Below are 10,853 nucleotides of genomic sequence, written 5' to 3'. Positions count from 1 at the left end.
AGTATGAGTCAGCAAGTTCCGATTTGTAGGAAACGCTTTCCTTTTCTTTATGGTTTTATTCTATCCTAAAATTTTCAAAAAAGATCAAGAGTGCCCACAAAGACCAAATCTGTGCCTAAACGACAATTTTGGTTGAAAAGAGCAAAAAAGCTAGAGATTTTTCGTCTCTAGTCCTTATTTTTTCTACACTTCTCTAGCTCTCTCTTCCCCATACGAGAGACAGAGAAAGACAAACCTTCGATTAAATCAACTTGTTGGGAATTTAGCCCTGTAATAGCGTTGATATTAACCAGAACAGTACGATTGGCATAGGCGAAGTAATCTCTCTCAGCTTGCTCTTGGATGCTTTTTAGCGTACCATAGACGGTTTTCGTTGAATGATTAACATAGTAGACTTTAAGCCGATGAGAGTCAGGCTTGGTCTCGATAGCGATGATGTCGTGATAGGGCATGGAAAAGCCCTTTCGCCCCTCATAACGGTAGGAAAAGACTTGCAGGTTTTCTCGTGTATCGTGCTGAGTCACATAGTCGATACAGCGTTCAAGGTGCTGTCGGTATTCTCCCTCAGGTTTATCCTTGGAGATAAAGTCGAGAGCAGAAACTTGATACTCAAAAGCTAAAGGTAGTGCCTCGGAGTGGGTGGTGACAAAGGCAATGCTAGTAAAAGGATCTCGTTTACGGATTTCTTGTGCCACCGTAAAGCCCAGTTTCGGGTCATCGTCTACCTCTAAGTCTAGCAAGTAAAGCTCATAAAGGTCAAGGTAGTTGGTGAATGTCTCCAGCTCACGATAGGTTTCTGCGATGTCAATGTGTAGTTTCAGGTTGCGGTCTTTGGCAATGGCAAACAAGGTTTTTTCGATGCGTGCCTGTTGATCTGTTTTATCTTCTAAAACTAAAATTCTCATGTCTTTTTCTTCTCCTTTCTCATAGGCAATTCCAAAATCTGCGTGAATATTTCCTCACCTATCTGGGTATCAAGGGCTAGGTCGTACTCGAACACCATATCCTCCAAAGTAGCCAGTCCAGTCCCACGCCCCTCCTCCTTGGTGGAGTAACCACGCTGGCTGAGACGATTCTGTTCGAGGACAAGTTTTTCTCGTGTATTTTTGATGATGAACGTCACCGTGTTGTCATCGGTGATCAAGGCGATATCAATCTGTGGTGTCTCAGCCTCTCTTGTTGCTTCAAGAGCGTTAGTCGTGAGGATAGAGAGCATGCGGACAGCCTCCAGCATAGGAATATCTAGCTTTCTGACATAGCCAGTCGTTTGGAGGGTGACAGGGATTTCTTGGTTTTGGGCACTGATCATGGTCTTGGCAAGGACATTGCGGAGGGGGATATCCTCGATGTTTTGCAGGTTAAAGGCGGTGTAGTCTGATTTTATCAGTTTTTCATTGGTTTTGAGAAAAATGTCTTGGTAGATTTCCCGTATCTCATCGATATCATTACGAGCAAGAGCAGGTTCCATGCTGGCGATAATGCTTCCAAAGTCATGGCGGAAGCCACGGATTTCATTGTAGAGACTGCCGAGTTTGTTGACCGTCTCTTGCATGGTACGATTATCCTCTTCTTGACGTTTGATGGTTTCTAAGTCATAGTGCGTCTGTTGCTCATGCTTGACATAGAGCCACCAGAAGAAGAAAGCTGTGAAAATAATTACAGAAACCGTTGTATCAAACCGATGATAAAACTGATAATTTCCATTGGTCATAAAGGAAGAAAAAATCCGAAAAGCTGTTAAAGGAATGAAGAGTTTTAGACTTTTGTCAAACAGCGATTTGAAGTCCTCTGAAAAGAAGAGTTCCCAGTCGATAGGGAGTTTTCTCATGATAAAAACGGAGATAAAGAGCGCAAGGAATTGAAAGCTGGCACCTATACTATTGCCTAGCATATCGTGTAAATAACTAAAGTCAAATATCATTCGCATAAAGAAAGTGACGAGTAGATAACGGATACTTTGGAAGAGTAAAAAAGAAAGAGGGACAAGAAGAGAGAATGCTTTTTCTCTTTCTTATCAACTCTGGTTAGTACAAAGTAGTAAAAGATAATAATCAGAAAGTGAAAGCTTTCCCCAAAGGTGCGTGAGGCGATCTGCTGGAAGAGTATTATGACTAACCAGTATCTTTTTTTAGTAAATGTAGGGGATAGCTGGCTACCGAGATAGAGATAGGGGACGACAACAGAGCTAATTATGAGGAGGATAAAAGTTATCCCTAATATTGTTTCTAGGAACATATTTATCACATCAAGTTTTTCTCATAGTTGCCACCAGCTCTTTTTTGAGAAGGGCAAAATCCTATGTTTTGACAGAAAGAAAGCCAAAAATTGCCTCCTCCCCCACTCACCTCAACCAGCTGATCCTGTGTCAGGGTTTCAAAAGTTTCCAGGGCTGTGAAGTTTGTTGTAGTGTTTTTCATGACAATTCTCCGTCCTGCTTGAGCAGGTTTCTCTGTTTTTCTTTCATTATACCAAAAAAATCGCAGATATATCAAGAGTGCCCAGAACGACCAAATCTGTGCCTAAGTGACAGGGTATAGATGTGAAATAATTGATTTTCAACATTTCCCTTTACAAAAATCGCTATCCATGGTACAATAGACTTTGTGTGAAATAGCAGCAGGAGAGTATAGAGCTCGTCAACAGGACATTCGCTATGAAAGTAGCCTTTGCTGTTTAGGTGAAAATGTTCTGCACGAATTAGGACTTTCCAAGTGACTATTTCTCCATATATTATCTTACAGGAGGACATTTTCATGTCACGTTATACAGGACCATCTTGGAAACAATCTCGCCGTCTTGGCTTGTCCCTTACAGGTACAGGTAAAGAATTGGCACGTCGTAACTACGTACCAGGTCAACACGGACCAAACAACCGTTCTAAACTTTCTGAGTACGGTTTGCAATTGGCTGAGAAACAAAAACTTCGTTTCTCTTACGGACTTGGTGAAAAACAATTCCGTAACTTGTTCGTCCAAGCTACTAAGATCAAAGAAGGAACTGTCGGTTTCAACTTCATGCTTCTTCTTGAGCGCCGTTTGGACAACGTTGTTTACCGTCTTGGACTTGCGACTACTCGTCGTCAAGCTCGTCAATTCGTTAACCACGGTCACATCCTTGTTGACGGAAAACGCGTTGATATCCCTTCATACCGCGTAACTCCAGGTCAAGTGATCTCAGTTCGTGAAAAATCATTGAAAGTTCCAGCTATCCTTGAAGCGGTTGAAGCTACTCTTGGACGTCCAGCATTCGTATCTTTTGATGCTGACAAACTTGAAGGAACACTTTCACGCCTTCCAGAACGTGATGAAATCAACCCAGAAATCAACGAAGCACTTGTCGTTGAATTCTACAACAAAATGCTTTAATTTCAAAAAGTATCTTGAAAAAGCCTACAACAGTGGGCTTTTTGCTTTGTCTTAAAATGTTGATTGCTGGGTTTGTTCAGTTATTTGTTCAGTTACAGATTTCCTAGAGCCGTTTCAAAGAATGAGACGGCTTTTTTAGCGTTCTCTTTTGAGAGATGACTATAAATATCCATGGTCATAGATAATTGGGAATGACCTAGGCGGTTCTGGAGTTCCTTGTAAGGAATACCTGAGTTAAGCAGTAAACTAGCGTGGGTATGGCGGAAACCATGAAAGCCTATGTTATTGACCTGGGCACGTTTAAAGTGAGTTCTTAACCTGGTTTGAAGCGTTCTATTGTTTGGGTACTCATGAATAAAGTCAGAGAATACCACAGTTTCAGAGCGTCCTAGTTTCCAAGCCTCTTGAATTTGTCTAAGCTGGTAGGCTTTTAACATGGCAATAGTTGCCTGGTCTATATCTATATCCCGATAGCTGGAATGTGATTTAGGGCTATTGATTTCTTGCTTATAGTTTAGGGTCTTCGTGACATGGACAACAGCATTATCTAAGTCAATATCAGACCAAGACAGGGCAAGCGCCTCATTGATACGGCAACCCGTGGCAAGTAGAAACTTGTACAGAGTGACCTCATAATAGAGACGGTACTTTTCAAGGTCGAGGCTATCGAGATAATCGAGAAATGTTTTTAGTTCCTGGTTCTCAAAGTGCTTTACCTTTTGGCGTTTTGCCTTTTGAGTGTTTCGGGGGAGTATGACCTCACGGGCTGGATTAAAGGGCAGAGCTTGCATAACCACGCCATACTGTAAAATACGCTTATTTAAGCCGTGTATTTTGTCATAGTGAAGATATGCCCCGGGTTCGCCCTTATTAGTCTTTTCTGCTAGTTTATTGACGATAGACTGAATAAGTGGCGTTGTCAGCTTATCGAGCTTGTAAGCCCCAAAGAGTGGCAGAATGTGGGTCTTAAGGACTTTTCTAGTATAGTCTTGAGTGTTTGGCTTTACGGTATGTTTGTAGCTATCCCACCATAGATTAGCTAGTTCCTGGTATGTGGTAATGGTCGAGGCTTGAAACCTAGTAGAGCCGTTTTGAATAAACTCTATTTCAGCCTCTTTGGCTTTTTGTTTGACCTCTTTTCTAGTCCGACCTGTTACACTTGTTTTGACATCTTTACCCGTAACTTGGTCTTTTCCAAGGTAAACATTGGCACGGTAGACAGTCGAGCCGTCTTTTTTGGTGATTTGGTTGATTTTCATGATGATAAACCTTTCCATCAGCAGGCAAGCTATTATTAAAAAGGTTTTAGATTGTGGTTTAAATCATGCTAGGGCTTCACAGTTTGCCCTGTATTCGTTTTTAAGTAGTCAGACGGTAAATAATACCAGAGTATAATACAAGGCGAATATGGGGCTATTTATCGGCTAGACGTTTTAGATGATCCAGAGCTTTTTGATTGTTTTTGTAAAGTACCTCTAACTGTTCTTTGGCGATTCTATTGAGTTCAGTTAGGCGGTTGCTTTGTGATAGCCCTTGTTTTATCATTTCAGCGTTAAGACTTTGTAAATTATTAAGGACTAGCAATTGCTCAATAGTGGCATTATCTCGCTGGTTTCCTTCTTTTTCTGGGAAAGCTTTCTTGTATTCTTTGGCAGTCATACCGAACAAGGCAACATTAACCAAATCAGCTTCAGAGGAGTAAGCGTATGATATTTGAGACGGCTGAAGTGTTGGGACAATATTTTCTTTAATTGCATCAGTTTGTATTGTGTAATTGAGTTTTGAAATATAGCGGTTCACTTGCCAATCTAACTGATTTCTATAGGCCTCTTCTTGTTTAAGCCGTTGATAGTCTTGAATGATGTAGAGTTTGAACTCTGGGGAAATCCAAGAAGCAAACTCAAAGGCTATGTCTGAGTGGGCATAGGTTCCACCGTATCGTCCAGCTTTTGAAGTGATACCGATGGCGTTCATTCTTTCTATCCATTGTTTAGAAGTCATTACAAGCCTACCAGGTTCATTTCTAACCGTATGGAATTCCATACGGTTAAAATTTGGGTTATTAATACTTTCCCAAGTTGCTAAAAAATCTATAGTAGCGTAACTACTAAGCCAGTTTGATATGACTATTCTAGGATCTTCATTATTTTTATATTTGGCTATATCTGTCAAGCTAACATAATCAGTATTATTGGCTAGTAAAGTGATTTCTTTACCGTTTGCGTTGATTTTAACCATGGTAGTCCTTTCTAAAACATTGTAAGTTGTACAGTTTTGTTGACATCAACAAAATTAGTAGATATGGGGCTTATATAGGCTTGAAGTTCGAACGAACCACGAGAAACCACGCACTTCAGGATCGTTGGATATTGTGGCGCGTGGTATGCTTTTGATCGCTTTTTAATTTTCTCTATATTTGATATGCTTTACCCTTTACCAATGATAACCTTACTAATCCAGGTAGTCGCGTTCTCCATATGCTGATTTCAAGACTTTCAAGAGTTTTTCGGTCTTTTCTTTTGTTCTGGTTTCTTCGGAGATATATCCGCGAATTTGCTCATCTAAATCATTTCTAGCAAACTCGTTACCGAAAATAAATGAGTAATCGCCGATTATTTGTTTGGCTTCGTCATTATCAGAAAAAATCAAATTGGTAAACTGTTTTCCTCTTGGTGTAGCATTATTGAGATTGGCAGCATGTACCATAGAATATAGAGACAAAATTTCTTCATCGCTGATAAAGATAGTGTTATCACGGAAAAATGTAATGAAGTCTTTAAACATCTTTTCCTGGAACTTCTTGTTAGAGCGTTCCATAGAGTAAGCTAAAATCATCCCCTTTTCAGGTTCTATCACCACTTCATCATCATATATTTCCGAGTCATCAATATACCCCAACAGATATCCAACGCTTACCCCGAAGTAGTCAGCTAGTTGCTGGGCTTTTTCTGGTTTGATTTGGCTTTCTCCATTTTCCCAATTTTGAAGAGTCCGATAATGAACCCCAATATTTTCAGCTAACTCTTTTTGAGATAGCTTTTTTTCTTGTCTTAATTCTTTCAATCTATTCATGTTTTATCACACCTTTCAAAGATGATTATATACTATATCTTAGAAAAAGTACATTTTTTTTGTGCAAAAATTAAAAAAATAGTTGACAACAGAAAAAATATTGTGTATCATACAAATCAAGCACAGAAAAAATGTGTTCCTCCTCCAATCTTTCACACTTTCAATCTATTCATGGAGGGGGATTTTTTAGAAAGGGGGAAAGCTATGAGCAAACTACGAGGCTATCGGGTTATGTTAGGACTAACTCAACAACAGATGGCGGACAAGCTAAAAATTTCTTTGCAGTCATACAACAACAAAGAATTAGGTAAAACGCCATTCAATGACAAAGAACGCCTAGCGATTAAGTCAATGGTTGCAGAAATCAAATCAGATATAACCATAGATGAACTATTTTATAGCTAGAAAGGAGTAAACCAATCGCAATACTATATTACATCTACAAGATACTCCACTGGTGCTTTACCACTGGGGATTGACGAAAGGCAGGCAAGCAATGAAGAGGAACTACACCAAAGTCATTGAGGAAATGCGAACCACTCACGGGCTGAACCTGGTAGCCATAGGGCAGCATATCGGCATAGATCCCCGAACAGTTGGCAAATGGGCGCAGGGCAAACATAAGCCCAACAAGGAAAGCAGAAAAAGACTAAATAAGTTATACAGAGAGGTTACGCAGAATATGACAACACAATCACAACAACCAACTTTTTTTCATGCATTTGAAAAATGGAAAAACGAGAACAGCCAGCAACGAAAATCAGAAGTATTGAAAGTTGTCACAACACAGAAATTTGGGACTAAACATTTTGATGTTTACGGAGACATTCAAAATCCGTTATTTGTAGCGGTAGAGGTTGCTGAGATGATTGAAATCCAAAACACCACAGATTTACTAAAACGGGTAGATGATGATGAAAAGCTGACCTATGTAATATCTAGGGCAGGTCAAAAAAGAGAAATGAACATGCTGACAGAGTTCGGGGTATACGAAGTTTTATCACAATCACGTAAACCTTTAGCCAAAGAGTTTAAAAAGGTAGTCAAGCACATTCTGAAAGAAATCCGACTAAAAGGCTACTACATGGCTGGGGAGTTGGTGGAAGAACCACAGACCACTATAAAAGCCCCTGACACGTTGGCAGAGGCAGAGCGGTATTATATCGATACACTAGCCAAAGCCATTGCAGAGGCTAAAAATATGGACGAGAAGGGCCGTCTGACAAGCAAGCTAACCCGATTCATGCAGGAGGTAGAACCACAATGGAACTAGTCTACATGGACGGTAAGAAAGAGCCGTATACACTGAGCAGTATTGTGGCAGATTGTACGGGCTTGCAACACCATACAATCACGAAGAACACCGAGCATTTGAATACGTGGTTATAGCCATGGCTTTTAGAAATAAAAAAACGCACCACAAGGCGCAGAAAGCAACAAAAAAGGCTTAACGGGGACCAACCAGCAGAGCCTTTCACACTAACACTAAAACGAAATTAACAAAAAAGCAGGCAAGCTATTATTAAAAGGGTTTTAGATTGATTTATACCTAGATTATAGTATATTTAGGATATTTTGACCATACGGAGAGCGCCAACTCTTTAAACTGGTCATCATTCTATGCGTTCGCCAACTTTGGGGAATCGCCCAGCGTTTGGAGTGGTGCTAATCATGTATAGGAAACGACAATTAAAAAGGCCAATGGAGGAATAACATGGTAACAGACCTAAACAACATGGCACAAGTAGAGTTTGATAACTTGATGGCTGAAATTAAGAAGGAACGTCCCAACCTCTTTCAGTTTATCGCTGATTTTGTAGATAGAAAAGTAAGCACCGAAGAGATGGAAGACTTCTTAAAGATGGAACAAAGCGACCAAGTGGACTATATCAAGAGTTATCAAGCGAGGGTATAACATGAATGAGTTAGATCTTACGAATACACAGGCGGTTGCCTTCATGGTGGTATTGATTGGCTTGCTGCTTTATCTAAACCACCGAGACCGCAAAAAAAGCGCCAAATTAGAGCGAGAAAACAAACAGACGATAAAAACCCCCACCGAGGATTTAAGCCCTGATTATGGGCGATATATCCAGCTTTCAGGGGTAAGAGTTTACGGAGGAATTGAATGAATCTAACACTGAATGATAAACGAGTATTAAGACTAATCAAGGTAGGGGCTGAGAACTCTATCACAGGGGCAGAAATCAGCTTAATCACTAAACTAGCAGAAAGAACCGTACAGGATATTATCAGCCGCCTGATCACGCGCTACGGCGTCCCTATCATTGGTGTACGTCATGGAGCTTTTAGAGGCTACTTTATCCCAGCTAACAAGGAGGAACTATTAGACGGAGCAAAGGCATTCTATAATCAGGTACAGGAGGAACAAAAGCGCCTAAGCGTTTTGTTAAATGCTGATTTAGAGAGTTACAAGGAACTACTGAAAGGAGCTGATACAAATGTTTAGCCTAAGCAAAGAGAGCGAGCAAGAACTAGCCCGTGGAGTGCTGGAGCTTGTGGAGAACTACCTGGAAGCTCGTGAGATGGTCAAATCACGCTTGACGGGGTTAATATCAGCTCAAGAGGTCATGGAAGAATTAGATATCAAATATAAGACGTTGCAAAAGTGGGAACAGGCAGGGCTAAGACGTTACCAGCCCCCACTAGAAGACACTAGGAAAGTCTTTTATAGGGTCAGTGATATTCTGGTATTTTTGGGGGTTGAAACATGAGCAAATTCGATACCCTCCCAGCTACTAGCATGGGCAACTGGAAAATGAAGAACGTTAGGAACATAAAAACCAGAGCATTCCAGCCTACTACTACTGACCCCGAACAGAGACGATTGAACAACATGCTAAAGAAGAAACGGGGGAAAGGGAAATGACTAACTTTCAGAAACTCTTTGGATATGGGCGCCCCTACAAAATGGCAGATAAAAATGTTTGGAAAGATAGACGCCCAACTTTAGAGCAGACCCAAGAAAGGAAACATCTGAAGAAACTGAAAAAGAAAAGGAAGAGAGGGAATTAAGATTTTGACTACCGAAGAATATTTTTTTACAACCCTCAAGGGTGCTAGGGGGCAATTGAACTATGAGTATGAACTGATTAAAACACAAGTGTATCAAGCAACCTATGACAAGGCTATATCTGACCCTAAAGACTTAAAAAGGGTTGAAGAGGGAAAACTAACAGAGGTGGAACTAACTGAAAAAGCAATCGAAAAAGCCCAAAAAGCCAGCGATAAGGCACTACCAACTACACCGCTTGGGGTAGCTCTTATGTTAAGAAAGTTTGTTCGCTTTATCCGAATAAAGCCCGAAGCACAGGGGCAGAAAGCTCCCTTGTACTACTACGACCCTGACAAGGGGATTTGGCTTGAAGATAACGAATTTTTACAGGATCTAATCGCTGTTATTTTTCCAAGCGTGACAGAAAAACAAGCCTATGACATCCTTTATAAAATTGCTAGACAAAGCCCTCTAAGGACAATCAAGACTAATTACACGGTCATAGGTGAGCAACTTTATAACTCAAAAGCAGGTACTTTTGAAGAATTAACCCCAGCGGTCACAGTCACAAGAAAAATAAACACAGACTATAACCCAATAGCTACCGAGCCTAACATCAACGGCTGGACACCCAGGGCATGGCTGTTAGAACTGTTTGACGGCGACCAAGAACTTTACAATTTAGCAATTCAGATTATAAAGGCTAGTATTACAGGGCAATCCCTACACAAAATTTTCTGGTTATACGGTGAAGGCGGAACTGGAAAGGGAACTTTTCAGCAATTACTGATGAACTTGGTTGGTATGGAGAACGTAGCCAGCTTGAAAATCACAGGTTTAGAAAAAAGTCGCTTTTCAACTTCAATCCTACTTGGTAAGTCGCTGGTTATCGGGGACGACATCCAACAAGACGCTGAAATCAAAGATACTTCAGAAATGTTTAGCCTTGCAACAAGCGACATCATGACCATTGAAGAAAAAGGGCGTAAGCCTTACAGTATCCGCTTCAATGTGACTATTATTCAATCTTCTAATGGCTTGCCAAAGATGAAAGGGGATAAGTCAGCGATTGACCGCCGATTTAGGATTTTACCTTTTACCAATATCTTCAAAGGTAGACCAAACAAAGCAATCAAGAATGACTACATCACGCGCAGGGAGGTACTGGAATACTTTGTGAAGCTAGCAATAGAGACACCAACCGCAGACATCAACCCAGCGCAATCGGTGGATATTTTGGAAGAACACCACAAGGAAATCAACCCCGTGCTGGACTTTGCTTCTCAATTCTTTACGGATGAACTAACCAGCGAATTTATACCAAACGGTTACGTTTTCCATATCTGGAAAGAATTTCTAAAATACTATGAAATCAACTCATACTCTTCGAAAATCAAATT

General features: G+C 40.6%; 14 protein-coding genes and 1 pseudogene. 9 read left to right on the top strand and 6 right to left on the bottom strand.

Features of this window, described 5'->3' with window-relative positions:
- Window positions 1-167: 167 nt before the first annotated feature.
- The 3 genes from STRDD10_RS05035 to STRDD10_RS10835 form a co-directional block, all read right to left on the bottom strand.
- On the bottom strand, window positions 168-905 hold the full coding sequence (locus tag STRDD10_RS05035) for a response regulator transcription factor (RefSeq protein ID WP_067193643.1): 738 nt from the start codon (window positions 903-905) through the stop codon (window positions 168-170).
- The gene (locus STRDD10_RS05030) at window positions 902-1,921 is read right to left on the bottom strand and encodes a GHKL domain-containing protein (RefSeq protein ID WP_231853377.1); all 1,020 of its coding nucleotides are present in this window, start codon (window positions 1,919-1,921) and stop codon (window positions 902-904) included. The genes STRDD10_RS05035 and STRDD10_RS05030 overlap by 4 nt, the downstream gene beginning before the upstream one ends.
- A gap of 319 nt (window positions 1,922-2,240) precedes the next feature.
- On the bottom strand, window positions 2,241-2,417 hold the full coding sequence (locus STRDD10_RS10835; protein ID WP_156468596.1) for a hypothetical protein: 177 nt from the start codon (window positions 2,415-2,417) through the stop codon (window positions 2,241-2,243).
- 336 nt (window positions 2,418-2,753) lie between these two features.
- Between STRDD10_RS10835 and rpsD the strand changes: the two genes are divergently transcribed.
- Complete coding sequence (rpsD, locus tag STRDD10_RS05025; protein ID WP_067193641.1) at window positions 2,754-3,365, top strand: 30S ribosomal protein S4; 612 nt, start codon at window positions 2,754-2,756, stop codon at window positions 3,363-3,365.
- A 92-nt stretch (window positions 3,366-3,457) separates the two neighbouring features.
- On the opposite strand, the gene STRDD10_RS05020 is transcribed toward rpsD, so the two are convergent.
- The 3 genes from STRDD10_RS05020 to STRDD10_RS05010 all read right to left on the bottom strand — a co-directional run bounded on the left by STRDD10_RS05020 (window position 3,458) and on the right by STRDD10_RS05010 (window position 6,437).
- Window positions 3,458-4,624 carry a tyrosine-type recombinase/integrase gene (locus STRDD10_RS05020; protein WP_067193640.1) on the bottom strand — a complete coding sequence of 389 codons (1,167 nt, stop codon included), beginning with the start codon at window positions 4,622-4,624 and terminating at the stop codon, window positions 3,458-3,460.
- A 154-nt stretch (window positions 4,625-4,778) separates the two neighbouring features.
- Window positions 4,779-5,603 carry a KilA-N domain-containing protein gene (locus STRDD10_RS05015; protein WP_067193638.1) on the bottom strand — a complete coding sequence of 275 codons (825 nt, stop codon included), beginning with the start codon at window positions 5,601-5,603 and terminating at the stop codon, window positions 4,779-4,781.
- A 213-nt stretch (window positions 5,604-5,816) separates the two neighbouring features.
- Window positions 5,817-6,437, bottom strand: a complete 621-nt coding sequence (locus STRDD10_RS05010; protein WP_067193636.1) for a helix-turn-helix domain-containing protein — start codon at window positions 6,435-6,437, stop codon at window positions 5,817-5,819.
- Window positions 6,438-6,641: 204 nt separating this feature from the next.
- On the opposite strand from STRDD10_RS05010, the gene STRDD10_RS05005 reads away from it, so the two are divergent.
- The 8 genes and pseudogenes from STRDD10_RS05005 to STRDD10_RS04975 all read left to right on the top strand — a co-directional run.
- Window positions 6,642-6,842, top strand: coding sequence for a helix-turn-helix transcriptional regulator (locus tag STRDD10_RS05005; protein WP_000040966.1), 201 nt, complete (start codon window positions 6,642-6,644; stop codon window positions 6,840-6,842).
- A 91-nt stretch (window positions 6,843-6,933) separates the two neighbouring features.
- Window positions 6,934-7,710, top strand: a complete 777-nt coding sequence (locus tag STRDD10_RS05000; RefSeq protein WP_067193635.1) for a BRO family protein — start codon at window positions 6,934-6,936, stop codon at window positions 7,708-7,710.
- Window positions 7,701-7,796: pseudogene (locus STRDD10_RS11740) on the top strand (Rha family transcriptional regulator); the annotation flags it as partial. The gene STRDD10_RS05000 and the pseudogene STRDD10_RS11740, both read left to right, overlap by 10 nt.
- 355 nt (window positions 7,797-8,151) lie before the next feature.
- Window positions 8,152-8,352 (top strand): hypothetical protein, encoded by a 201-nt coding sequence (locus STRDD10_RS04995; protein WP_067193633.1) that lies wholly within the window; start codon window positions 8,152-8,154, stop codon window positions 8,350-8,352.
- 1 nt (window position 8,353) lies between these two features.
- A complete protein-coding gene (locus tag STRDD10_RS04990) occupies window positions 8,354-8,569 on the top strand; it encodes a hypothetical protein (protein WP_067193627.1) in 216 nt (71 codons plus the stop codon).
- A complete protein-coding gene (locus tag STRDD10_RS04985; protein ID WP_067193625.1) occupies window positions 8,566-8,907 on the top strand; it encodes a DNA-binding protein in 342 nt (113 codons plus the stop codon). The genes STRDD10_RS04990 and STRDD10_RS04985 overlap by 4 nt, the downstream gene beginning before the upstream one ends.
- Window positions 8,900-9,172, top strand: coding sequence for a DNA-binding protein (locus tag STRDD10_RS04980; RefSeq protein WP_067193623.1), 273 nt, complete (start codon window positions 8,900-8,902; stop codon window positions 9,170-9,172). Before STRDD10_RS04985 ends, STRDD10_RS04980 begins: the two co-directional genes overlap by 8 nt.
- A 302-nt stretch (window positions 9,173-9,474) precedes the next feature.
- Window positions 9,475-10,853 (top strand): phage/plasmid primase, P4 family (locus STRDD10_RS04975; RefSeq protein WP_231853379.1); only part of this gene is annotated, 1,379 nt, incomplete at its 3' end.

Origin of the sequence: Streptococcus sp. DD10, assembly GCF_001578805.1 — a bacterium.
Lineage (GTDB): Bacteria > Bacillota > Bacilli > Lactobacillales > Streptococcaceae > Streptococcus.
Note: the sequence above shows the minus strand (reverse complement) of the source record. Positions and strands in the feature narration are given on the sequence as shown.